The organism is Ralstonia sp. 110700041-2 (assembly GCF_056280165.1).
In genome coordinates this window covers 70,158-92,521 of the sequence record NZ_JBSFAI010000007.1, presented here as the reverse complement: position 1 = coordinate 92,521, position 22,364 = coordinate 70,158, and the positions used below count along the sequence as shown (strand labels likewise).

The window sequence follows — 22,364 nt, the reverse complement described above, 5'->3', positions numbered from 1 at the left end:
TTCTGGAAATCCCGAGGCATGCGAGCAGCGCGGCGCACGGGATAATCCCGCTGCACCCTTGCCGCACATTCCGCGAACCTCCTGCTGGCACTCGACCCCCGCTTGAACTCCGCTCCCACGCTCTCCAAGATCAACCGCCCGCAGTCGGGCGGCATCGTGCCGCGCCCGCGTGTGCTGAACCGCATCGGGCGCGGCTTTGCAGCCAGCCCCATCGTGTGGGTGGCCAGCCCTGCCGGTTCGGGCAAGACCAAACTGGCGATCAGCTATCTGGAAGCGAGCGGGCTGCCCGCCATCTGGTACGAGGTGGACGCCGGCGACATGGACCCGGCCAGCTTTTTCCGGACCTTCGGGCAAGCCTGCGCTGCGCATCTTGGTGCAGACAGTGCCACCCAGCCGCCGCTGTTCAGCCCCGACCATCTGTTTGACCTGGCAGCGTTTGCGCGGCGTTACTTCCGGGCCGTGTTCTCGGGGCTACCAGAAGCCACCCTGCTGGTGCTTGAGAACGTGCACGCAGCGGAGGCCGAGCCCAGCTTCAAGGGAATCCTGCAAGCCGCGTTGGCCGAGGCATCCGAGCACGTGCGGATTCTGGTGTTGAGCCGATCCGCGCCGCCGCCTGAGTTGGCGCGGCTGCAAGCCAATCAGCAACTCGCGCTGGTGGACTGGCAACACCTGCGGCTGACCGAGGAAGAAACCGGCGCCATCCTGGCCGGCCACCCCGCCGCGCTGGCAACGCTGGAACAGCGCCCCGATGCAGAGCGCGAGCTTGCCGGCCGGCTGCATGCGCGCAGCGGCGGCTGGGTAGCCGCCGTGGTGTTGCTGCTGGACCAGATTGGCCGCGTGGGCAGCTATGACGTCGACCGACTGGACTCGCGTGAAGTGCTGTTCCCGTATTTCGCGCAGGAGATGATCGGCGCCGCGTCGCCCGAGCTGCGCCGCTTCCTGCTGTGCACGGCGATCCTGCCGAACTTCGATCTGGCCGAGGCTCGCCAACTCACCGGCAGCACGGATGTCGATCACTTCGTTACCTCCGCGCATTGCCAGCAGTACTTCATCGACCAGTTCGGCAGCGGGGCGGGGGCGTCGTACCAGTACCACGCGCTGTTTCGCGAATTCTTGCTGTCACGGTTACCCGATGCATTTTCCGCTGACGAGCGGCAGCAGCTGACAGCCAACGCCGCTGCCTTGCTGGAAGCGCGCGGCGAGCTTGCCGGCGCCGGCGAATTGCTGGCCGATGCCGGGCTGATGCCGCAACTGGCGGCACTGGCGCTGCGCCATGCACCAATGGTTCTCCAGCAAGGCCGCTATCGCACGTTGAGCGACTTGCTTGGGCAACTCCCCACCGCCGTGCTCAATGCCGACCCCTGGCTGCTGTTCTGGGCCGGCACCAGCCGCATGGCGCTGGACCCGGGCAATGCACGCCTCTACTTCGAGCCGGCGTTGACGCTGTTCCAGGCGCATGACAATGCCGCTGGCTGTTACCTCGCCTGGTCTAGCATCGTCGATTGCATCTATTTCGAATCCCGCGATTACCGGCCGCTCACACATTGGCTGGAAATGCTGGACACGCTGCGCGCGCGTTACCCGGCGTTTCCCGATGCGCAAATCGAAGCGCGCGTGCTGGCCAGCGTGCTCGCGGCGTTGGCGTTTCACGCCATGGGCCATGCGGACAGCCGACATTGGACCGACCGCGCCCTCGTCTTCATCGGCACGGTGGACGTGCAGACGCAAGCCTCGCTCGGCTTCATGCTGACGGTCTATCACCTGTGGACGGGCGATCTTGAGCGTGCGCGCGTAGTGCTCCAGCTCATGCGGGCGGCCGTGGCATCGCCGCAGACCAGCGACCTGCTGCGCACCACGATCCTCACCACCGAGGCGATGGGCTACTGGTTCTTTGCCGAGAACGATGCATGCATCGCCGTGGTAGAGCAAACGGAAGCCTTGATGCACGCCAGCGACATCTACCTGTGGAAGCACGCGCTACTGAATCATGGGCTGGCGGCGGCTATCTCCGCCGGCAATGTGATGGTGGCGGAATCGTTCCGGGCCAAGCTGGCGCAAGACATTCACATGGGCCGGCCACTCGATCAGGCCATGCACCATTTCGAGCGCGGGTGGCTGGCCTTGCAGCAAGACCGCTTGCGCGAGGCGGAACTCATGGTTGAGTTCGGGCGCAATGGCTTTCGGTCACTCAACTTCCGCTTCGGCGTGGCGTTCACCCTTGCCACCAGCGCATATATCGCGCACTTGCTCGGCCAGGCAGAACAGGCCGACACGTTCGCCGAAGAAGCAGAGGCGCTGTCGCGCGACGTCGATAGCAAGGTGGCGCTCTGCCACACGTTGATGGTGCGCGCGGTGATGGCGTTGGATCGTGGCGCACCAACCAGCCCATGGCTGCCGGAGGCGCTGGCGCTGGGCCGACGCTTCGGCATCACGAATTTCCCTGGCTGGCATGACCCGATGGTCGCCCGCCTGGCGGCCCATGCGTTGGCAACCGGCATTGAGACGAACTACGTGACCGCACTGGTCCGCAAACGCCGTCTACAGGCGCCAACTGCGCGCGTGAAGCACTGGCCGTGGGAGATTGAACTGCGCGTGCTCGGGGCTTTCAGCGTGAGTTGCTCAGGTGAGCCGCTAGCGCAGAGCGGCAAGGGCAACCGGCGCACGCTGGACACGCTCAAGGCGATCGTCGCGTATGGGGGACGGGAAGTCGCCATCGACCATCTCTCAGCCGCGTTGTGGCCCGACGCGGATGGCGACAGCGCCAAAGGTGCGTTCGACGTGGCCATTCACCGGCTGCGCAAACTGCTCGGCAATGCCGATGCCATCGTGGTCAGCAACGGCAAGGTTGGGCTCAACATGCACTTGTGCGGGCTCGATCTCTGGACGTTCCAGGCGCACCGCCAAATCGCACTCGATCTGGCAAAAACACCTGACGCCGATTCCGACACGCTACTGACAGCCGCGTTGGACATGCTGGCCGCCTACACCGGGGACTTCCTCGCCGACGAGGCCGAGCAACCATGGCTGCTTCCGCAGCGGGAACGCCTGCGTGCCGAACTGGTGCGCACCGTGCTCACCGTGGGGGAAAAGCTGGAAGCCCTCAATGCACCAACGTCGGCAACGACTGTGTATCAGCGCGCGCTTCGCCTGCACCCGACAGCAGAAGGCATCTGCCGTCACCTGCTGGAATGCCTGCGGGCAGAAGGCCGGTCTGCTGAAGCCAGCGCGTTCTTCGCCGAATGGCAGCACACACTCAAGGTGGTTTATGGCGCCGCGCCATCTCCATCTTTAGTGGCGATGCTGGACTGGATACGATAGGTCTACCCGAAAACCGATATGCCGTGGGTTTCGCGCGTTCAGCGGGTTGCCCGACGTCAGGTTGTAGGCAGCGGCGTGTCCGGCCGATCTCTTCCGTTAGCGCCAGAGGCCTCTCCTCTGAGATGGTCGGCATCGAGATCTCAATACAGGAGTACGCTACACGCACGAAAAATCCCCGGGGAAAATGTGACATGAAGGTTATATCCACCGGGTTGTCAAATTGATCATGCTGGACTTCCGTACCTACGGCCTCGCCGCGCCCCCACACTCGCACGACTTCATGCAAGTCGTGATGCCCGCACGCGGCATCCTCGAGATGGACGTGGACGGCCGCGGCGGCCGCGTCGACACGCACCACGCCGCGCTCATCCCGGCTGGCGCCACGCATGCGTTTGAAGCCACGGGCGCCAACCGTTTCATCGTGTTCGACATTCCCGGCCAGACCGTGGACGCCCCCAGCCTGGGCGGCCTGGCCGATCGCGTGTTCTTTCCACTTACGCCGGGCCTGCGCGCACTGATGACCTGGCTGCAGGACGCGCCCATCGTCGATGCCGTACTGGCCAATGCGTGGTCGTCTCTCGCGCTGGCGACGCTCGCGGCGCATCCGGTCAACCAAGCCGCGCAGATCCGCGCACGCCCCGACGCGCGTGCCGAGCGCGCATGGCACGCCATCGAGCACCGCTACGCCGAGCCGCTCACCGTCGATGCGCTTGCCGCCGAGGCGGGCGTCAGTGCGCGTCGCCTCGCCACGCTGTTCCGTGCCACCTATGGCACCACGCTGCATGCGCATCTGGCCCAGGTACGGCTGCGGCATGCATTGACGCTGCTGGAAACCACCGCCTTGCCCATCGCCGAGATTGCCGCACGCACCGGCTACTACGACCAGAGCGCCCTCACGCGCCACCTCAAGGCCGCACACGGCGTCACGCCCGCAGCGGTGCGCCGCTAACCCGGGCCATTTCCGTTTTTGCCAAAGCGCAGCCGTCTTCGCCAAGACGCGCGACACGCGCACGCGCAGAGTGCCGGTTCGATTGATCTTTTCGGACAGGCGCTCCATGGCTGTTGGCGACACCTCCACTGCAACGCAGCTTCATCACGGTCAGCACGACGCGCGGCGCGACCACCTCACGGGCATCGGCTACGGCGTCGCGGCCGGGGCGCTGTGGGGCGTCATCTTCGTCGCGCCGAAAATGCTGCCGCAGTTCTCGCCGCTGGCGCTGTCGGCCGCGCGATATGTGCTGTACGGCGTGCTCTCGCTCGCGCTGGCGCTGCCGGTGTGGCGCACGCTGTGGCGCAAGACGACCGGGCGCGAATGGGCGGCGCTGCTGTTGCTATCGCTGCCGGGCAACATCCTTTACTACCTGTGCGTGGCCGGTGGTGTGCAGCGCGCAGGCGTGGCGCCGGTGTCGCTCATCGTCGGGCTGTTGCCGGTGACGGTCACGCTGGCCGGCGCGGCCGAACGCGGCAGCCTGCCCCTGCGCCAACTGGCCCTGCCCTTGCTGATGGCCGTCGCGGGCGTGGTGTGCATTTATCTGGATGCGCCAGACGTGCATTCGAGTGCGGGCGGCAGAACCTATCTCTTCGGGCTGTTGATGGCAGCAGGTGCGCTGGCGTGCTGGACGGTGTATGCGGTGTGCAATGCGCGGTACCTGCGCGCGCGGCCGCAGTTCACGAGCCGGGAGTGGTCGCTGTTGACGGGCGTTGCGACCGGGGTGTTGTCATTGGCACTGGCCGTGCCGGCGTTCTTCTTGCCCGGCATGGCAACGGCTTCTGCACAGCCCGCATCGGCGTGGGCGATGTTCTGGCTGGTGAATATGGGCGTGGCGCTGGGGGCGTCCGTGCTGGGGAACAGCCTGTGGAATGCGGCCAGCCGCAAGTTGCCGTTGACGCTGTCGGGACAGTTGATTGTGTTTGAGACGGTGTTTGCGCTTTTGTATGGGTTTATCTATGAGGCTCGATGGCCGCATGGGCTTGAAGTGGCGGCTGCGGTTTTGTTGGTGAGTGGGGTGGGGTTGGCGGCGCGGAGGCATGGGTAGGGGTTTTTTGGTTGTTTTTTGCCTTGGTGGTGCATCCCTTGTTTCATCCCCTGCCGGGGCTGACTCACTTTCTTTGTCTTGCCAAAGAAAGTAAGCAAAGAAAGGCGCGCCCGAGATGGCGAAAGATTCCTTCAATTTCCGTAACCGGGCGGAGGCGGGGAAAACTCGCTGCGCTCAGACAGTTCCCCGCCTTTTTTCCGCCCGCTTACGAAAATTGAAGGCGCCATCTAGGGCAGGAAAGTCAAAGGACAAAAGCCACACCAACTAAACGCACGCCCAAACGACAAGGCCAACCTCGCGACGGGTTGGCCTTTTTCTTTTGACGTTAGGCCCTTGATGGCGCCTTGAATTTTTGTGAGCGGGCGGAAAAAAGAGGGAGGCCTGTCTGAGCGCAGCGAGTTTGCCTCCCTCTCCGCCCGGTCACACAAATTCAAGGGGAAGTCGCCATCTCGGGCGCGCCTTTCTTTTGCTTACTTTTCTTTGGCAAGACAAAGAAAAGTAAGTCGGTCCCGGCAGGGAACGAAAGGGAGGTGGACCACCAACCCAAAAACCAAAGACAAAAAACACCCCCTCCATTTGACGCCCCATTTTTTTCATGGATAACTGTCTCCCCACCCCCCAACAACACAGCGAGCCACCCCATGACCCTCCAAACCTGGCTGGCCTTCATCGGCGCCAGCATCATCATCCTGCTCATCCCCGGCCCGACCATCCTGTTGGTGATTGGTGATTCGCTGGCCAACCGTGGCCGCTCGGCGTGGAGCACCGTTGCCGGCGTGGCCGCTGGCGACACGACCGCCATGGCCGTGTCCCTTGCCGGTGCGGGCGCGCTGCTCGCCGCATCGGCCGCGGCCTTCACGGCGCTCAAGCTGATCGGCGGTTCGTACCTCGTCTATCTGGGCATCAAGTCCATCCTCAGCGCACGCCGCCTGCAGGATGACGTACAGGCGGATGCGCCCGAGGCCACCCTCCCCGTGCAGCAGAAGTCCGCTGGCCGCCGCTTCCTCTCCGCCTGGACGGTCACCGCGCTGAACCCCAAGAGCATCGTCTTCTTCGTCGCCTTCGTGCCGCAATTCATGTCGGCCGAGCAGACCTTCCTCTCGCAGAGCTTGATCCTGCTGCCGACCTTCGTCATCCTGGCCGCCGCCAATGCGTCGATGTACGCGCTGGCCGCCAAGCTGCTCGCCAAGCGCCTGACCAGCGTGGCCGCGCAACGCCGCTTCGGCTACACGGGCGGCGCGGTGATGGTGGGCGCAGGCACGCTCACGCTCGGCATGCATTCGGCCTGATCGCCCTACCCAAGGCCGCACCGAGGACACCCGATGCCCCGCAGTTACCTCCGCCCCTCGCCCGAAGGGGCCCACGGCCATCACCGCGTCACCAACATCGAGTTGTTCTTCGATCTGGTATTCGTGTTTGCGGTGACGCAGCTCTCGCACCTGCTGATCAGCAATTTCACGCTGCAAGGCGGCGCGCAGGCGCTGCTGCTGATGCTGGCCGTGTGGTGGGTGTGGATCTTCACGTCGTGGGTGACGAACTGGCTCGATCCGGACAAGCTCGCCATCCGCATGCTGATGCTCGTGCTGATGACGGGCGGGCTGCTGCTCTCGGCATCGCTGCCGCAGGCGTTCGGCTCGCGCGGGCTGGCCTTTGCGCTGGCCTATGTGTTCATGCAGTTCGGCCGCACGGTCTTCTTCCTGTGGGCCGTGCGCGGCGAGTCGCTGCCCATGCGGCGCAACTTCCAGCGCATCGCCACGTGGCTCGGCATCTCGGCCGTGCTGTGGCTGGCGGGCGGCCTGTCGGACGGTTCCGTGCGCTGGACCTGCTGGATCTGCGCGCTGGTCATCGAATGGCTCGGCCCCTCGATGGGCTTCTACACACCGGGCCTGGGCCGCTCCACCACCAACGACTGGAACGTGGAAGGCGGCCACATGGCCGAGCGCTGCTCGCTGTTCATCATCATCGCGCTCGGCGAATCGGTGCTGGTGACGGGCTCCACGTTTGCTGGCCTCGACTGGACCGCAGAAAACATCGCGGCGATGGCGCTGTCGTTCATCGGCAGCCTGGCGATGTGGTGGCTGTATTTCGACAGGATTGCCGAGCGCGGCGCGCGCACCATGTCGCATTCGGCTGATCCGGGCCGGCTCGCACGGCTGGCCTACACCTACATCCACGTGGTGCTGGTGGCCGGCATCATCGTCGGGGCGGTGGCCGATGAGTTCGTGCTGGCGCATCCGGTGGGCCGCGCCCATGAAGGGACGACGCTGGCGGTGCTGGGCAGCGCAGCGCTATATCTGCTGGGCAACCTGCTGTTCAAGTGGGCGATCTTCGGGCGGTTGCGCCCGGCACATGCGGTTGGCCTGGTGGTGCTGGGCGGCGCCTGGCTGCCGGCGGGTGAACTGCCGGCGCTCGCGGTGTCCGCGCTGGCGACGGGCGTGCTGTGCGGCACCGCGGCGTGGGAATGGTACGCACGCTCCTGCGAGACAGCGGAACCCGAAGCGGCACACAACCCGTAAGTGGTTACCTGAAAATTCCAGTTTCTGGACATTACAAAAGGCCACTCGCGCGCCTACGCTGTCAACCAACATGACAGAACACGAGGGCCCCGCCATGATCGACCTCTACTACTGCGCCACGCCCAACGGCCTGAAGATGGCGCTGTTCTTTGCCGAAACCGGCTTGCCGCACCGCGTCATCCCCGTCGATATCAGCCGGGGTGACCAGTTCAAGCCCGAGTTCCTGGCCATCTCGCCCAATAACAAGATCCCGGCCATGGTCGATCACGACCCGGCCGAAGGCAGCGACCCCGTGGTGCTGTTTGAATCGGGCGCCATGCTGCTTTACCTGGCCGAGAAGACCGGCCAGCTGATGCCCGCCGACCTGCACGGCCGCATGGAAGTGCTCAAGTGGCTGTTCTGGCAGGTGGGCGGCCTGGGCCCGATGGCCGGGCAGATCGGCCACTTCAACGTGTATGCCCCCGAGCGCGTGCCCTACGCCATCGAGCGCTACACCAAGGAAACGAACCGCCTGTACGGTGTGCTCGACCGCCGCCTGGCCGATCGCCCCTACATTGCCGGCAACGACTACACCATTGCCGACATCGCGGCCTATCCGTGGATCGTGCCGCACGCCGGGCATGGTCAGGACCTGAACGACTTTCCGAATCTGCAGCGCTGGTTCGAAGCCGTTGGCGCACGCCCTGCCACGCAGCGCGCCTATGCCGGGGTCGAGCGCGCCTACTCGCGCCGCCGCGAAGACATCTCCGACGACGAGCGCAACGTGCTGTTGGGCCAGACGGCCAGCTCCACCGCGCGCTGATCCTCGCGGAGCCTCTGCGCTCCGCCCCTCTCTCCGCTTTCCTCTTCTGACAGGAGCCGACCATGCCGGCATCGCTGTGGTGGTTGTGCCTGGGCGCGTTCGCCATCGGCACTGAAGGGTTCATGATCGCCGGTCTGCTGCCGGTGCTGGCCGCAGACCTGGGCGTGAGCGTGCCGGCGGCTGGGCAGCTCGTCACCGTGTTTGCCGTCACCTATGCCGTGGGCTCGCCGGTGATGGCGACGCTGCTCGGCAATGTGGACCGCCGACGCGTGCTGATCGGCGCGCTGGCCATCTTTGCGGCAGGCAACTTGCTGGCGGCTACGGCGCACGGCTTCGGACAGTTGATGGCGGCGCGCGTGTTGCTGGCGCTGGCAGCCGGCGTGTTTCTGCCGACGGCCAATGCGGTGGCGACCTCGCTGGTGCCGGCCTCGCGCAGCGGCTCGGCGCTGGCCATCATCACGGGCGGCGGCACGGTGGCAGTGGCGCTCGGCGTGCCGCTGGGCGCCTGGATTGCGGCGCAGGGCGACTGGCGCTCGACATTCATCGCATGCGGTGTGTTGTCGGCATTGGCCACGGCGGGCCTGGCCTTCGGCCTGCCGCGCGCGCTGCCGCACAGCGTGACCACGCTGGCGCAACGCCTGAGCGTGGCACGCCACCCCGGCATGCTGGGCGCGCTGGCGGTGTCCACGCTGTGGGCGGCAGGCGGCTTTACGTTCTACACCTACGTCGCACCGTTCTTTGTGCAGGGGCTGGGCTTCGCGCCGCAGCATGTGGGCATCGTGCTGTTCCTGGTCGGCAGCTTTGCGGCGCTGGGCACGGGCCTGGGCGGCCACCTGACCGACCGCGCCGGCGTGGCGCGCGTGCTGGCGGTCAGCAGCGCGGGCATCGTGCTGGCCTTCTCGGTGCTGTCGCTGTCGGCACAGGTGCTGCACGGCACGGTGGCCGGCGCCGTCGCCATCGGCGCGGTCGTGCTGTGGGGCATGGCCGGCTGGGGCTTCGGCCCGGCGCAGGCGACGCGGCTGATCCGCCTGGCGCCCGATGTGTCGCCGATCACGCTGTCGTTGCATGCGTCGGCCGTGTATGCGGGGATTGCGCTGGGGTCGAGCGTTGGCGCGCTGGCGCTGGCGCATGGCGGGCCCGGCATGCTGGGATGGGCCGCCGCCGCGTGCCATGTGGTGGCCGTGGTGCTGTGGCGCATGGGTGGGCGGCATGAGGCGGCGCTGGCCGATGAACCGGCAGCCACGTCGGTCGCACATTGAACCCCCGGGCGCGGAACGCGACGCGCCAGGTTCTGAACCCGGTGGTCGAGCCTCAAACCGTCGTGCTCCACAGTTCGAGCTCGACATTTTCGACCTCAAACACTCGCGCTCCGGGCTTTGAGGTCGACGCTTGGGCCTCAAAGGCTCGGCGTCCGGCCCTCGACCCCTCGCGCTCGGCCCTCTGAGCCCGATTTTTTCGACCTCGAACTGTCATGCTCCGGGCGTTGAGCTTGGTGCCCAAGCCTTCGAGGCTCACGCTCGACAGTCTGAGCTCGGCAATCGGGCCTCAGAGCCTCACGCGCCACGCTCAGATGGCCGCGGTGGGCGCCCTCCGATCACCGGTCGAACGCCGATCACCCCGCCGATCCAGGTACGGCAGCGCAAACAGATAGAGCCCCGTGAATAGCAGCAACGCTAGCGGCAGCAGCGGCGCATAGGTGATCCACGCAGGCGGCTGCGCCCCCTTGCCCACCCCCATGGCGACAAAGTTGGCGATGACGGTGAGCGTGAACGCCATCGACACCCAGCGGTGAAACTGGCGGATTGCGTTACGGGCGCTCACTGTGCACCTCCGGCGGCCTGGATCATCTTCCAGCCGTTGCCGGCCGGGTCACGAAAACCGGCGTCGACGCTGCCGAAGCGGTCGATCGGCTCCTGCGTGAATTCCACGCCGCGCTCGCGCAATTGCGCGTAGGCGGCGCGGCAATCGGCGACGGTCAGCACCAGCGGCGGCATCGCGCCCTTGGCCACCATGGCGCGCAGCGTCTGCGCCGTGGCCTCGTCGTGGATGGGCGGACCAGGCTGGAACAGGCCCAGCTGAAACGACGGCTGCTCCGGATGCTGCACCGTCAGCCACCGGTACGGGCCGTTGCGCACATCGGTGTGCACGCGAAACCCCAGCTTGTCGACATAAAACGCCAGCGCCGCGTCCTGGTCATCCACATACAGCCCGACGACATTGATCCCTTGGCTCATCACCGCTCCTTGTTGTTGGTGGGTGACGGATTTGTACCCTCCGCCAACTGGCGGCGCTTCTCCGAAACTGCTGTGACGAGGTCGGGCCGCTGCGCCGCCTTCAGCACACAGGCGGGCACGCGGTCGAGTTGTTGCAGCGACGCGGTGGCCTGTGCGTGGCGGCGCAGCGCGCTCGGGCTCTGCCCGGTGATGTCGCGGAAGATGCGGCCGAAGGTGCCGAGGCTTTCCCAGCCTGTGGCGTAAGCGATTTCGATGATGGGCAGGTCGGTGTCGCGCAGCAGGGTGGTGGCCTGCTCGATGCGGCGTGTGAGCAGGTAGCGGTGCGGCGGAATGCCGAAGGCCTGCTTGAACGAGCGCGCAAAATGCGCCGCCGATACGCCGCTCACTTCGGCCAGCCGCTTGACGGGCCACGCCTCGTGCGAGGCGGCGTCCATGCGGTCTTTGGCGCGCAGCAGGCGGCGCAGCAGCGCGGGGTCTTGCTGCGCGTCGGTGTGTGCCTGTGCCACCGCGGCCTGCGCCGGTGCGGTCAGCCCAGCTTGAACTCGCCGATGGCGTGCGCAAGCTTGCGCACACCCTCTTCCACCTGCGCCAGCGACGAGGTCGCGTATGACAGACGCAGCGTCGAGCGATCCGGGTCTACGGGGTAGAACGCCGCACCCGGCACGAACGCCACACCGCGTTCGATGGCCATCTTGGCTACATCGCCGGCATTGCGGCCCGGCAAGGTGCACCACAGGAACATGCCGCCGCGCGGGCGGTTGAAGGTCAGTTCGGTGTCGGGCAGCAGCGCACGCAGCCCGTTGGCCATGGCGTGGGCGCGTTCGGCATAGGCAGCGCGCGTGCGCGGCAGCACGGTCTCGAGGCGATTGCTGCGCAGATACGCAGCGGCCGTGGCCTGCGCAAACGTGGAGGTATGCGCATCGGCAAACTGCTTGACCATCACCGCGTTGCCCAGCACCGGCTGCGAAGCGATCATCCAGCCCACGCGCAGGCCCGGCGCCACCACCTTCGACAGGCTGCCCAGGTAGATCACGCGCCCCTGTGCGCCGTCGGTCTGCTGCGACAGCGCGTACAGCGACGGCGGCGGGGGTGCGTCGAAATACAGATCGCCATAGGGGTCGTCTTCCACGATCAGCAGGTTGTGGCGCACGGCCACGTCCAGCAGGCGCTTGCGGCGCTCCAGGCTCATCAGCGCGCCGCTCGGGTTGCCGAAGTTGGGAATCACGTAGAGGAATTTGGGGCGCGCGGTGGACAGCACCTTTTCCAGCGCGTCGACGTCCAGGCCGTCGCCATCGGTCGGCACGCCGGCCACCTTGGCGCCATACAGCTTGAACGCCTGAATGGCGGCGAGGAAGGTGGGGGCTTCTGTCAGCACCGTATCGCCTTCGCCGATCAGCACCTTGCCCAGCAGATCCAGCCCCTGCTGCGAACCGGTGGTGACGAGGATGTCGGTGTTGGCGACGTTGGCGCCGCGCGCCTTCATCAGCGTGACAATAGCCTCGCGCAGCGGCTCGAAGCCCTCGGTGGCGCCATATTGCAACGCGCGGGCGGCGTCGGTGGTGAGCGCGCTGTCGGCCGCGGCCTTCAGGCCTTCCACGTCAAACAGGGCGGCGTCAGGAAAGCCGCCGGCAAACGAGATCAGGCCCGGCTTGCCGAGCACCTTGAACAGTTCGCGGATGGCGGAGGTTTCAACGTTTTGCAGGCGGGGTGCCAGCAGCGATTGCAGGAATTCCATGGCGTGCGTGTCTCTGTAGTTCGAGTGCCCGCCACTTTACGTGATGTGCGCCGCGTGCGCATGCCAACAGGGCGTCACAGCCGTGACTAGAATGCCGTCACCGAATCGGTAAAAAGGAGCCCCTGCATGGCTGTCCGACGCATCGTCCCCAATCTGCATGCAGCCGACCCGGCACGTGCCCGCGCGTTCTATGCCGAACTGCTCGATCTGGAAGCCGTGATGGACCACGGCTGGATCGTCACCTTTGCCGACACGGCCGCCACCATGATGCCGCAAGTCAGCATTGCCAGCGAAGGTGGAAACGGCACACCGGTGCCGGCGCTGTCGGTGGAGGTGGACGATGTGGATGCGGTGCATACGCGTGCCGTGTCGCTGGGCCTGGAAATCGTCTACCCGCTCGTCGATGAGCCGTGGGACGTGCGCCGCTTTTACGTGCGTGATCCGTTCGGCAATGTCGTGAACATCCTGGCGCACCGGTAAGCCGCCAGCCTCGAAAAAAAAGCCCGCATGCCAGAGGCGATGCGGGCGCGGCAGTGCCGGCGGACTGCTACCGGTGCTTGCCGCTGTGGGTGCGCTTGTCCTGGTGTGCGTCGGCGTCTTTGTCCTTGTCGACAACGCGCGTGATGCCGCCCGTGGCGGGCGGATCACTGGCCGGGAAGGTGTCTTCCACAGCCTTTTCCACCAGCTCTTCACGCTTATGTGCGTGCGGATGCTTCTCTTGCTTGCCCTTCTCCATGGCGACCTCCTGTTTCAAGCGTGGTTGACGACACGCAAGCGAACGGCGTGCCTAGGCGTGCTCAATATTCTTCCCAATACGGACGCGAGCCGTAGTACTCGTGCACCGACTGCGCCCAGGTCGGGTCGGCCATCGTGGGCCAGCTGTCCTTGTCGAAACCGGGAGCCGCTTCCAGGCGATCCTTGTTGGCATCGAGCACGAAGCACTTGCGGTCCACGTCGAGCGACATGGCGCTCCACGGCACGGCGAAGAGCTTGTCGCCGATACCCAGGAAGCCGCCCACCGACATCACCGCGTAGGCGATCCGGCCGCGCTGGACGTCGAGCATGATGTCGGTGATCTTGCCGAGGTCTTCTCCATTGAGGTTGACGACGCGATCGCCCTCCAGCGTATCTGCGGCCATCAGTTCCGGGCCCGGACCCGCCGAATCGGAGTCGGCACGCCCGATGATGCGCATGCGTACACCGGCGGTGGTTCCTACACCGGTGCCAGTACCGGTGCCCAGCGCGGTGCCGGTTGTCGTGGTTTGCATAGCAGTTACCTCCCATCAATCAGTTGACGTTCAGGATGATGTGCGGCGGCCACGCATCTGCGCGGCGTCTCGCACGTAACCACCTGTGTCAGCACGAAGCTTGCCTGCGGCACATCGCCCGCAAAGGCGCGCGTGCGGCATGCCGCTTGCTCGACGGTACGGCGCATCAAACCAGAAACCCCTACCGGAGAGCCTCATGAACAAAGCTGAAATCCCTGTGGCGCAACGCGCCGTGCTGTCGATGCTGCTGGACGATCACCGCGAGGTGAAAAAACTGTTCAAGACGTTCCAGCAGGAGAAAGACGAAGCGACCCGCGAGCAAATCGTGCGCGAAGCGTGTGAAAAGTTGACCGTGCACACGCAGCTTGAAGAAGAGGTGTTCTACCCGTACGTACGCGACAACGGCGGCGAAGCGTTCAAGGACCTCGTCGACGAAGCCGTGGTCGAGCACGCCACCGCAAAGGATCTGATCCAGCAGTTGAACGGCATGCACGCGGGCGACGATCTGTTCGCGGCCAAGTTCACCGTGCTGGCCGAGTACGTCTCGCACCACGTGGAAGAGGAAGAGACCGAACTCTTTCCCAAGCTGGTCCGACAGCACGTCGACCTGACGCCGCTGCAGGAGACCATGGCCGCGCGCAAGGAAGCGCTGCTGACCGAGACGGCGAGCTGAACGAGTTGACGGACCCGAGACGGACCCGACCACCCGACACCGGACAGACACCATGCAAGCCACCGTCTGCGATTTCCTCGTCGCCCGCCTGTACGAGTGGGGCGTGCGGCGCATCTTTGGTTACCCCGGCGACGGCATCAACGGCATGTTCGGGGCCCTGCAGCGCGCCGGCGGCAAGATCGAGTTCGTGCAGGTGCGGCATGAAGAGATGGCCGCCTTCATGGCATCGGCGCACGCCAAGTTCACCGGTGAGCTTGGCGTGTGCATGGCAACGTCCGGGCCGGGTGCTGCGCACCTGATCACGGGCCTGTACGACGCTCGGCTCGACCACATGCCGGTGCTGGCGATTACCGGGCAGCAGGCGCGCACCGCAGTCGGCGGGCACTACCAGCAGGAGGTGGATCTGGCGGCGATGTTCCGCGACGTGGCCGGCGCGTTTGTCCACCAGGCCAGCATGCCGGCGCAGGTGCGGCACCTGCTGGATCGCGCGGTACGCATCGCCATCGGGCAACGCCGGGTGACGGCGCTCGTGCTGCCAAACGATCTGCAGGAAATGCCCTACACCGAACCGCCGCGTGCGCATGGCACGGTGCACTCGGGCGTGGGCTACAGCGCGCCGAGCGTGATCCCGCAAGCCGCCGACCTGGAACGCGCAGCGGACATCCTCAACAGCGGCCGCCGGGTGGCGATGCTCGTGGGCGCGGGCGCACTCGGAGCCAGCGCGGAAGTGGCGGCCGTGGCGGAAACGCTGGGGGCGGGCGTGGCCAAGGCGCTGCTCGGCAAGGCCGTGTTGCCCGACGACCTGCCTTATGTGACAGGCGCCATCGGCCTGCTCGGCACCGAGCCGAGCTGGGAGCTGATGAACCATTGCGATACGCTGTTGATGGTCGGCTCCGGCTTTCCGTACGCGGAGTTCCTGCCCAAGGAAGGCCAGGCGCGCGGTGTGCAGATCGACCTGGACCCCGGCATGCTGGGGCTGCGCTATCCGATGGAGGTCAACCTCGTGGGCGACAGCGCGCAGACGCTGCGTGCACTGCTGCCGCTGCTCCAGCGCAAGACCGATCCCTATTGGCCCGACCGGATTGCACGCTGGAATGAAAGCTGGTGGAAGACGCTGGAAGACCGCGCATTGCAACCGGCCTATCCCGTCAACCCGCAGCACGTGTTCTGGGAGCTGTCACCGAAGCTGCCGGACGACGTGATCGTCACGAGCGACTCCGGCACCTGCGCCAACTGGTATGCGCGCGATCTCAAGTTCAAGCCCGGCATGATGGGCTCGCTATCGGGCGGGCTGGCATCGATGGGGGCGGCGGTGCCGTATGCGATTGCCGCCAAGTTTGCGCATCCCGAGCGCCCTGTCATCGCACTGGTGGGCGACGGCGCCATGCAGATGAACAACATGGCGGAACTCATCACCGTGTCGAAATACTGGAAGCGCTGGAAGTCTTCCAAGTGGATCTGCATGGTGCTCAACAATCAGGATCTGAACGAAGTCACATGGGAGCAGCGCGTGATGGAAGGCGACCCGAAATTCCCGGCGGCACAGGACATCCCGAACGTGCCGTATCACCGCTTTGCCGAATTGATCGGGCTGAAGGGCATCTACGTGGACAACCCCGACCAGATGGCCGGCGCGTGGGACGAAGCGCTCAAGGCCGACCGGCCCGTGGTGCTGGAAGTGAAGACCGATCCCGATGTGCCGCCGCTGCCGCCCCACGTCACGCTGCAGCAGGCACGCAACTTTGCGACGGCACTGGCGTATGGCGACCCGGATGCGAGCGGTGTGCTGCGCGGGACGGCACGGCAGGTGCTGTCGGCGCTGTTTCCGGTGCATAAGGAATAGGCGTATAGACGTAACGCCCCCGCTCACGCGGTGGCGCGTCGAAGCGTGAGCGCATGTCGACAAGACATGTGGGATGCGAGTCGAAGGGGCAAGGTGCGGAAAGCCGATGTGCTCGGTAAGATGCCGTCCATCCGCGGTTTTTCCACTCCACTCCACACCACGCACGATGATCCGCTTCGACGACCTCACCATCCTCGTGCTGGCCGTGGATAACGGCAGCCTGTCGGCGGCCGCACGCGTGTTGAACATTGCACCCGCGGCAGCAAGTGCAGCCGTCAAGCGGTTGGAGGCGGAACTCGGCGTGCGGCTGCTGGCGCGCTCCACGCGCAGCCTGGCGCTCACGCAGGAAGGCGAGCGCTATCTGCAACACGCACGCCGTGCGCTGGCCGATCTGCAGGCCGGGCAGGATGCGCTCGCCCTTGGACGCCAAGCCATCGGCGGCGATGTGTCGCTGTCGATCCCGTCAGACCTCGGGCGCAACGTGCTCACTGGTTGGCTCGACGACTTCCTCATCGAGCACCCAGCGGTGGCGCTTCAGGTGCGCATCGGCGACCGGCTGGTCGACATGTTCCGCCAGCGCGTCGATGCCGCGGTGCGCTATGGCGAGCCGGAGGATTCGTCCCTCGTGGCGCTGCCGCTGGCGCCGGACAACCGCCGCGTGCTGTGCGCGGCACCGGCCTACTTTGCGCGGCACGGCGTGCCCAAGACCCCCGACGATCTGCGTCGGCACAACTGCCTGTTGCTGGCCCTGTCCGACACCACGCACGACCAGTGGACCTTTCACGGCGCGGGCGACGACAGTCAGCAGCACGTTGTGCGTGTCACCGGCAACCGCATTGCAGACGACGGCGAACTCGTGCGCCGCTGGGCGGTTGCGGGGCATGGCATCGCTTACAAGTCGCGGCTGGATGTACTGGCCGATCTGCGCGCCGGCCGTCTGCAACCCGCGCTGACCGACTGGCGCGGCGAGGCGGCGCCGCTGCATTTGATCTGCACGCACCGCCTCGCGCTGTCGCCCACGCTGATGCGGCTGCGCGACTTCCTGCAAGAGCGCATCGCCGGTTATCTGGCCGACGCCTGAATCAAAACCCTTCCAGCACGATCTTGCCGCGCGCCTGATTGCTTTCGATCAAGGCATGCGCGCGCTTGAGGTTGGTGGCATTGATCGTGCCGAAATGCTCGTTCATGGTGGAGCGCAACATGCCCTCGTCAATGAGCGCGGCCACGCGGTTGAGCAGGCGGTGCTGCTCGATCTGGTCGTCCGTGCCGAACATGGAGCGCGTGTACATGAACTCCCAGTGCAGCGACAGGCTCTTCGCCTTGAGCTTGCGCACATCAAGCTGCGCGGGGTCGTCGATCAACGCAAGACGACCTTGCGGCTTGAGCGCCTCGACGATCTGCTCGAAGTGGTGTTCGGTCTGGTTCAGGCTGGCGACGTAGTCCACTGCCGGCACACCAATGCGATGCAGTTCTGCGGCCAGCGGCTGCGCATGGTTGATCACATGGTGAGCGCCCAGCTCGCGCACCCAGGCGGCCGTCTCCGGGCGCGAGGCGGTGCCGATCACGGTCAGGCCCGTCAACCGGCGCGCGAGCTGCACGAGCACCGACCCAACACCGCCCGCCGCGCCGACAATCAACACCGTCTTCCCGCTGGGCGCTGCAGATTCCGGCACCTGCAGCCGGTCGAAGAGCAATTCCCAGGCGGTGATGGCGGTGAGCGGCAGCGCAGCTGCCTGCGCAAACCCAAGCGTGGCGGGCATCACGCCGACCACGCGTTCGTCCACGACATGCAGCTCGCTGTTGGTGCCCGGGCGCTGCAGGGCACCGGCATACCAGACCGCATCACCCGGCTTGAAGAGCGACACCTCCGCGCCGACAGCGCGCACCACGCCGGCAGCATCCCAGCCCAGCACACGGGGCTGACCATCCACTGGCGGCATGCCGGCGCGCACCTTCACATCGACCGGGTTGACGGAGATGGCGCGCACTTCCACAAGCAGATCGCGCGGGCCTCGCGTGGGTTCGGGCAGGGTCAGGTCGACGAGCGCCTCGGGGCGGTCGATGGGCAGACTTTGGTAGTAGGCAACGGCTTTCATGGCAGGCTTCCCGGTGATTTGGATCGTTGGATAGCCGCATCATGGGCGCGCCACGCCAGGGGAAACAGCCGCGCCGCGCAGATTCAGTTTCAACGCCGGACAGAAAATCCCATCCTGCCGCATCAAGCCGTGGGCATGCCGTGGAGGTCTGCGTTGCAGTTCGGGTGATCTTCGTTGTGGTCGTGCTCACGCAGCGCGCCCGGGATGCCGGTGCCCGCCAGACCATCGGCTGCGAGCCATGCCGCCGTGGCCGCAGCAGCGCGGTCGATCAGTTCGCCGCAGCGGGCATAGTCGTAGGGCGACACGTCCAGCGGGCACAGCGGCGGCACGACGGCAATGGGCACCTGCCCAGCCCAGCGCTCCAGGTCTTGCACAAGCTGGCGCGCGACCAGCAGCGACAAGGCGTTCAGCGCGTGCTCGATGGCGCTGCGCGGGGCACGACGGTCGGCACACGCAAACCCGGCCGGCAACACGACGACGCGTGTGGCGCCCAGCCGGATGGCCGCAGAGATTGGCGTGTTGTTGGCGACGCCCCCGTCGATCAACAGGCGATCACCAATGCGCACCGGCGGAAACACGCCGGGAATGGCAGCGCTGGCCAGCACGGCCGGCACGATGGCGCCAGACGACAGCACCACCTCGGCGCCGGTGCGCATGTCGGTGGCCACAACGTGCAGGGGCAGCGTGGCCGCCTCCAGCAGGGTCTGCGCGAAATGCCGCGTCAGCAGGCGCTGCAGGCCGGATGCATCGACGAGGTGCTCGCGTCGCCCGCCCAGGATGCCCAGCATGCTGAACATTGCACGCCAAGACCACGGCATCACGTCGGCGCGCCGCACACCGCGCCACAGCGCCTCGAGCTGCGCCGTGCCGGCCGCGTGCGGATTGCACGCAAAAAAGGCAGCGTTGATGGCGCCGGCTGAGGCGCCCACCACCATGTCGGGCACCACGCCCGAGGCCACCAGCTCGCGCAGCATGCCGGCCTCGATGGCGCCGAGGCTGCCGCCACCGGCAAAGACAAACGCTGTTCGTTCCACTCTGTCCATGATCGATGCCGCGTTGCAGCAAGGAGTCCCAACTGGTCAATCCAGGGACGACTGGAACTAGAGTAGGTCTGCCCCGCCGTTGCGGCTAGTCGGGCCGGTCTGCGGCGATCAGCGGGCTTGCCGCGCGGCGTCCGCGAGGGGCTTCCAGTGCAGAAAACCGAACAGCAACGTCAGCAGCACGCTGTCGAACAGCGGCCCCTTGTGCAGCGCCACTTTGCGAAAGCACAGCACCACTTCCAGCAGGTGCGCAGCCAGCAGCACCAGCGCCACGATGCGCAGCCAGCCGATGGCATCGGTCGACAGCGGCAGTGGCGTGGCATAGCTGAGCAACGCGAGGCCATACACGGCGAGCAGGACAATCTTGCTGAGGACGTTGAACATGCCAGGACTCCAGAGGGACGGTCATTCCGATGCCGTGCAGCATACTGGCCACCGCGGTCCCTCCGTCCGCTTCAAACACCTGGATAGACGCCGCCCTCCACCCGGCTGTATCTGCCGGCGGGCGGCGTCAGGCCGCCTCCGGGCCGAACCACCGCTGTAACGCCGCCTGCAGCCCCTCGGTCGTTCCGTCACCAACCCACGCCACGTGGCCGCCGAGGCGCACCAGCACTGCGGATGGCGCGGGCACCGTGCCAACCACCGGCAGCGCCCAGGCTCCCGCATAGCGGGCGTCGACCCGCCGCACGCGATTGGCCCATGGCGGGGTCCGGGTCGAGATCGGGGATGCGGCGGCCGAGCAGCGGGTGTCCTTCACCGAAGTCGTAGCGAACGTCGAGCGCGGAGACCATCCCCACGAGCCGCCTGCGTAGGTCATCCATGCGAAACAGCTCCGAGGTGATCTCGCTCAGCGCCTTGGACCGCTCGTCCTGGCGAAGCGCACACCACGAAAAAAGGCCGTCCCGAAGGACGGCCTTTTCTGTTTCCGCGCCTGCCGAAACTTATTCGACAGTCACCGATTTCGCCAGGTTGCGCGGCTTGTCGACGTCAGTGCCGCGCGCCAGTGCCGTGTGATACGCCAGCAGCTGCAGCGGCACCACGTGCAGGATCGGCGAGAGCTGGCCGTAGTGCTCGGGCATGCGGATCACCTGGATGCCGTCGCTCGACTGGATGTGCGTATCGGCGTCGGCAAACACGTACAGCTTGCCGCCGCGCGCGCGCACTTCCTGGATGTTCGACTTGAGCTTTTCAAGCAGCGCGTCGTTCGGGGCGACGGTCACGACCGGCATCTGCTCGGTCACCAGCGCCAGCGGACCGTGCTTGAGTTCGCCGGCCGGGTAGGCCTCGGCGTGGATGTACGAAATTTCCTTGAGCTTGAGCGCGCCTTCCAGGGCAATCGGGTAATGCAGACCGCGGCCGAGAAACAGCGCGTTTTCACGGCGGGCAAACTCTTCCGACCACGCGATGATCTGCGGCTCCAGGGCCAGCACCGCGTTCAGCGCCGACGGCAGGTGGCGCAGATGGCGCAGCGCATCTTCTTCCTGTTCGGCGTTCAGATGGCCGCGCAGCTTGGCGAACGTGAGCGCCAGCATGTAAAGCGCGGCCAGCTGCGTGGTGAATGCCTTGGTGGACGCCACGCCGATCTCGGTGCCGGCGCGCGTGAGGAACTTGAGCTGCGTCTCGCGCACCATGGCGCTGGTCGCCACGTTGCAGATGGCGAGCGTATGCGTGTGGCCGAGTTCGCGTGCGTGGCGCAGTGCGGCCAGCGTGTCGGCGGTTTCGCCCGATTGCGAGATCACGACGACCAGCGCGTTCGGGTTGGGCACCGTCTCGCGGTAGCGGTATTCGCTGGCGACTTCCACCTGCGTCGGGATCTTGGCGATCGATTCGAGCCAGTACTTGGCCGTGCAGCCCGAGTAGTAGCTCGTGCCGCAGGCCAGGATCAGCACGCTGTCGACCTTGGGCAGCACCTGGGCCGCCTCGGGACCGAACAGATCGGGGCCAAACCCTTGCACGCCTTCAAGCGTGTCGCCCAAGGCGCGCGGCTGCTCGAAGATTTCCTTCTGCATGAAGTGGCGGAACGGGCCCAGTTCCACGGCGGCGGCGTAGGTGCCGACTTCCTTCACTTCACGCGCGACGATCTTGTCGTTGGCATCAGCCACGGTGAAGCCTTCGCGGGTGAGTTCCACCACGTCGCCTTCTTCCAGGTAGGCCATGCGGCTGGCGGTACCGGCCACGGCCAGCGCGTCGGATGCGAGGAACGATTCGTTCTCGCCGATCGCCACCACCAGCGGCGAGCCGGCGCGCGCGCCCACCACCACGTCGGGGTTGTCACGTGCAAACACGGCAATCGCATAGGCGCCGTGCAAGCGCTTGACCGACGCACGCACCGAGGCGAACAGGTCGCCGCGCGTCTTGCTGCTCGGGTACGTGTAGGCCTGGTGGATCAGGTGCGCGACAACTTCGGTATCCGTCTGCGATTCAAAGCCGTAGCCGACGGCCTTGAGTTCTTCGCGCAGCGCTTCGTAGTTTTCGATGATGCCGTTGTGCACCAGGGCGATGGTGTCGCCCGAGAAGTGCGGGTGCGCGTTGACGGTATCCGGCCGGCCGTGCGTGGCCCAGCGCGTGTGGGCGATGCCGATGGCGCCGTCCAGGTGGCTCGTCTGTGCCTGGGCATCCAGATCGGCCACGCGCGATACGGTGCGCGCGCGCTCGAGCTGGCCATCGCGCTGAATGGCGACGCCACAGGAGTCATAGCCGCGGTATTCCAGGCGGCGCAGGCCTTCGATCAGGACGGGAACGATATTGCGCGTGGAAACCGCGCCAACGATACCGCACATGTTGATTTCTCCAGTTTGGGGTG

At 66.1% G+C, this 22,364-nt stretch carries 22 protein-coding genes; 11 read left to right on the top strand and 11 right to left on the bottom strand.

Translation table 11 applies throughout. The features are described 5' to 3' along the window. Positions 1 to 102: 102 nt before the first annotated feature. The 7 genes from ACUXH0_RS12140 (at position 103) to ACUXH0_RS12110 (ending at position 9,931) form a co-directional block, all read left to right on the top strand. Entirely contained in the window at positions 103 to 3,318 is a 3,216-nt protein-coding gene (locus tag ACUXH0_RS12140) for an AfsR/SARP family transcriptional regulator (protein ID WP_182594078.1), read from the top strand. A gap of 226 nt (positions 3,319 to 3,544) precedes the next feature. Further along, positions 3,545 to 4,267, top strand: a complete 723-nt coding sequence (locus tag ACUXH0_RS12135; protein WP_182594079.1) for an AraC family transcriptional regulator — start codon at positions 3,545 to 3,547, stop codon at positions 4,265 to 4,267. Positions 4,268 to 4,373: 106 nt separating this feature from the next. Beyond that, the gene (locus tag ACUXH0_RS12130; RefSeq protein ID WP_182594080.1) at positions 4,374 to 5,354 is read left to right on the top strand and encodes a DMT family transporter; all 981 of its coding nucleotides are present in this window, start codon (positions 4,374 to 4,376) and stop codon (positions 5,352 to 5,354) included. Between the two features lie 641 nt (positions 5,355 to 5,995). After that, positions 5,996 to 6,643: a LysE family translocator gene (locus tag ACUXH0_RS12125; RefSeq protein ID WP_182594081.1), complete on the top strand. Its 648-nt coding sequence runs from the start codon at positions 5,996 to 5,998 to the stop codon at positions 6,641 to 6,643. A gap of 33 nt (positions 6,644 to 6,676) precedes the next feature. Next, positions 6,677 to 7,870 carry a low temperature requirement protein A gene (locus tag ACUXH0_RS12120; RefSeq protein ID WP_004633603.1) on the top strand — a complete coding sequence of 398 codons (1,194 nt, stop codon included), beginning with the start codon at positions 6,677 to 6,679 and terminating at the stop codon, positions 7,868 to 7,870. Between the two features lie 94 nt (positions 7,871 to 7,964). Further along, positions 7,965 to 8,672, top strand: a complete 708-nt coding sequence (locus ACUXH0_RS12115) for a glutathione binding-like protein (RefSeq protein WP_024973775.1) — start codon at positions 7,965 to 7,967, stop codon at positions 8,670 to 8,672. Between the two features lie 62 nt (positions 8,673 to 8,734). Further along, entirely contained in the window at positions 8,735 to 9,931 is a 1,197-nt protein-coding gene (locus ACUXH0_RS12110; RefSeq protein ID WP_137910981.1) for an MFS transporter, read from the top strand. Positions 9,932 to 10,238: 307 nt separating this feature from the next. Here ACUXH0_RS12110 and ACUXH0_RS12105 read toward each other — a convergent pair whose 3' ends face one another. From ACUXH0_RS12105 to ACUXH0_RS12090, 4 genes are read right to left on the bottom strand one after another with little or no spacing between them, the layout of a single operon-like run. Then, positions 10,239 to 10,493, bottom strand: coding sequence for a hypothetical protein (locus tag ACUXH0_RS12105; RefSeq protein ID WP_137910980.1), 255 nt, complete (start codon positions 10,491 to 10,493; stop codon positions 10,239 to 10,241). Beyond that, the gene (locus tag ACUXH0_RS12100) at positions 10,490 to 10,906 is read right to left on the bottom strand and encodes a VOC family protein (protein ID WP_004633594.1); all 417 of its coding nucleotides are present in this window, start codon (positions 10,904 to 10,906) and stop codon (positions 10,490 to 10,492) included. Before ACUXH0_RS12100 ends, ACUXH0_RS12105 begins: the two co-directional genes overlap by 4 nt. After that, positions 10,906 to 11,412, bottom strand: coding sequence for a helix-turn-helix domain-containing protein (locus ACUXH0_RS12095; RefSeq protein WP_004633586.1), 507 nt, complete (start codon positions 11,410 to 11,412; stop codon positions 10,906 to 10,908). The genes ACUXH0_RS12100 and ACUXH0_RS12095 overlap by 1 nt, the downstream gene beginning before the upstream one ends. 20 nt (positions 11,413 to 11,432) lie before the next feature. Continuing rightward, positions 11,433 to 12,641 (bottom strand): aminotransferase-like domain-containing protein, encoded by a 1,209-nt coding sequence (locus tag ACUXH0_RS12090; protein ID WP_004633584.1) that lies wholly within the window; start codon positions 12,639 to 12,641, stop codon positions 11,433 to 11,435. 126 nt (positions 12,642 to 12,767) lie between these two features. On the opposite strand from ACUXH0_RS12090, the gene ACUXH0_RS12085 reads away from it, so the two are divergent. Beyond that, on the top strand, positions 12,768 to 13,121 hold the full coding sequence (locus ACUXH0_RS12085) for a glyoxalase superfamily protein (protein ID WP_182594082.1): 354 nt from the start codon (positions 12,768 to 12,770) through the stop codon (positions 13,119 to 13,121). A gap of 67 nt (positions 13,122 to 13,188) precedes the next feature. Here the strand turns inward: ACUXH0_RS12085 and ACUXH0_RS12080 are convergent, their stop codons facing one another. Together ACUXH0_RS12080 and ACUXH0_RS12075 are read right to left on the bottom strand one after the other, a co-directional pair. Then, on the bottom strand, positions 13,189 to 13,377 hold the full coding sequence (locus ACUXH0_RS12080; RefSeq protein ID WP_137910978.1) for a hypothetical protein: 189 nt from the start codon (positions 13,375 to 13,377) through the stop codon (positions 13,189 to 13,191). 61 nt (positions 13,378 to 13,438) lie between these two features. Beyond that, the gene (locus tag ACUXH0_RS12075; protein WP_004633581.1) at positions 13,439 to 13,909 is read right to left on the bottom strand and encodes a PRC-barrel domain-containing protein; all 471 of its coding nucleotides are present in this window, start codon (positions 13,907 to 13,909) and stop codon (positions 13,439 to 13,441) included. A 196-nt stretch (positions 13,910 to 14,105) separates the two neighbouring features. On the opposite strand from ACUXH0_RS12075, the gene ACUXH0_RS12070 reads away from it, so the two are divergent. The 3 genes from ACUXH0_RS12070 (at position 14,106) to ACUXH0_RS12060 (ending at position 17,506) form a co-directional block, all read left to right on the top strand. Beyond that, positions 14,106 to 14,582 (top strand): hemerythrin domain-containing protein, encoded by a 477-nt coding sequence (locus tag ACUXH0_RS12070; protein WP_004633580.1) that lies wholly within the window; start codon positions 14,106 to 14,108, stop codon positions 14,580 to 14,582. A gap of 52 nt (positions 14,583 to 14,634) precedes the next feature. Further along, complete coding sequence (locus ACUXH0_RS12065) at positions 14,635 to 16,425, top strand: thiamine pyrophosphate-requiring protein (RefSeq protein ID WP_137910977.1); 1,791 nt, start codon at positions 14,635 to 14,637, stop codon at positions 16,423 to 16,425. 166 nt (positions 16,426 to 16,591) lie between these two features. Next, entirely contained in the window at positions 16,592 to 17,506 is a 915-nt protein-coding gene (locus ACUXH0_RS12060) for a LysR family transcriptional regulator (RefSeq protein ID WP_137910976.1), read from the top strand. Between the two features lies 1 nt (position 17,507). Here the strand turns inward: ACUXH0_RS12060 and ACUXH0_RS12055 are convergent, their stop codons facing one another. The 5 genes from ACUXH0_RS12055 to glmS form a co-directional block, all read right to left on the bottom strand. Next, positions 17,508 to 18,521, bottom strand: a complete 1,014-nt coding sequence (locus ACUXH0_RS12055) for a zinc-binding alcohol dehydrogenase family protein (protein WP_137910975.1) — start codon at positions 18,519 to 18,521, stop codon at positions 17,508 to 17,510. Positions 18,522 to 18,643: 122 nt separating this feature from the next. After that, the gene (locus ACUXH0_RS12050) at positions 18,644 to 19,564 is read right to left on the bottom strand and encodes a patatin-like phospholipase family protein (RefSeq protein ID WP_137910974.1); all 921 of its coding nucleotides are present in this window, start codon (positions 19,562 to 19,564) and stop codon (positions 18,644 to 18,646) included. Positions 19,565 to 19,672: 108 nt separating this feature from the next. Then, a complete protein-coding gene (locus ACUXH0_RS12045) occupies positions 19,673 to 19,945 on the bottom strand; it encodes a hypothetical protein (protein ID WP_037028002.1) in 273 nt (90 codons plus the stop codon). A 127-nt stretch (positions 19,946 to 20,072) separates the two neighbouring features. Next, entirely contained in the window at positions 20,073 to 20,378 is a 306-nt protein-coding gene (locus ACUXH0_RS12040) for an aromatic-ring hydroxylase C-terminal domain-containing protein (RefSeq protein WP_137910973.1), read from the bottom strand. Between the two features lie 124 nt (positions 20,379 to 20,502). Then, entirely contained in the window at positions 20,503 to 22,341 is a 1,839-nt protein-coding gene (gene glmS / locus ACUXH0_RS12035) for a glutamine--fructose-6-phosphate transaminase (isomerizing) (RefSeq protein WP_004633529.1), read from the bottom strand. Positions 22,342 to 22,364 lie beyond the last annotated feature (23 nt).

Excerpts from the sequence above, each read along its gene's own strand:
- ACUXH0_RS12110 (WP_137910981.1), top strand. The coding sequence starts at position 8,735 with ATGCCGGCATCGCTGTGGTGGTTGTGCCTGGGCGCGTTCGCCATCGGC.
- ACUXH0_RS12100 (WP_004633594.1), bottom strand. The coding sequence starts at position 10,906 with ATGAGCCAAGGGATCAATGTCGTCGGGCTGTATGTGGATGACCAGGAC.
- ACUXH0_RS12080 (WP_137910978.1), bottom strand. The coding sequence starts at position 13,377 with ATGGAGAAGGGCAAGCAAGAGAAGCATCCGCACGCACATAAGCGTGAA.
- ACUXH0_RS12070 (WP_004633580.1), top strand. The coding sequence starts at position 14,106 with ATGAACAAAGCTGAAATCCCTGTGGCGCAACGCGCCGTGCTGTCGATG.
- ACUXH0_RS12085 (WP_182594082.1), top strand. The coding sequence starts at position 12,768 with ATGGCTGTCCGACGCATCGTCCCCAATCTGCATGCAGCCGACCCGGCA.
- ACUXH0_RS12060 (WP_137910976.1), top strand. The coding sequence starts at position 16,592 with ATGATCCGCTTCGACGACCTCACCATCCTCGTGCTGGCCGTGGATAAC.
- ACUXH0_RS12125 (WP_182594081.1), top strand. The coding sequence starts at position 5,996 with ATGACCCTCCAAACCTGGCTGGCCTTCATCGGCGCCAGCATCATCATC.
- ACUXH0_RS12115 (WP_024973775.1), top strand. The coding sequence starts at position 7,965 with ATGATCGACCTCTACTACTGCGCCACGCCCAACGGCCTGAAGATGGCG.
- glmS (WP_004633529.1), bottom strand. The coding sequence starts at position 22,341 with ATGTGCGGTATCGTTGGCGCGGTTTCCACGCGCAATATCGTTCCCGTC.
- ACUXH0_RS12050 (WP_137910974.1), bottom strand. The coding sequence starts at position 19,564 with ATGGACAGAGTGGAACGAACAGCGTTTGTCTTTGCCGGTGGCGGCAGC.
- ACUXH0_RS12045 (WP_037028002.1), bottom strand. The coding sequence starts at position 19,945 with ATGTTCAACGTCCTCAGCAAGATTGTCCTGCTCGCCGTGTATGGCCTC.
- ACUXH0_RS12120 (WP_004633603.1), top strand. The coding sequence starts at position 6,677 with ATGCCCCGCAGTTACCTCCGCCCCTCGCCCGAAGGGGCCCACGGCCAT.
- ACUXH0_RS12130 (WP_182594080.1), top strand. The coding sequence starts at position 4,374 with ATGGCTGTTGGCGACACCTCCACTGCAACGCAGCTTCATCACGGTCAG.
- ACUXH0_RS12075 (WP_004633581.1), bottom strand. The coding sequence starts at position 13,909 with ATGCAAACCACGACAACCGGCACCGCGCTGGGCACCGGTACTGGCACC.
- ACUXH0_RS12135 (WP_182594079.1), top strand. The coding sequence starts at position 3,545 with ATGCTGGACTTCCGTACCTACGGCCTCGCCGCGCCCCCACACTCGCAC.
- ACUXH0_RS12090 (WP_004633584.1), bottom strand. The coding sequence starts at position 12,641 with ATGGAATTCCTGCAATCGCTGCTGGCACCCCGCCTGCAAAACGTTGAA.
- ACUXH0_RS12040 (WP_137910973.1), bottom strand. The coding sequence starts at position 20,378 with ATGACCTACGCAGGCGGCTCGTGGGGATGGTCTCCGCGCTCGACGTTC.
- ACUXH0_RS12055 (WP_137910975.1), bottom strand. The coding sequence starts at position 18,521 with ATGAAAGCCGTTGCCTACTACCAAAGTCTGCCCATCGACCGCCCCGAG.
- ACUXH0_RS12065 (WP_137910977.1), top strand. The coding sequence starts at position 14,635 with ATGCAAGCCACCGTCTGCGATTTCCTCGTCGCCCGCCTGTACGAGTGG.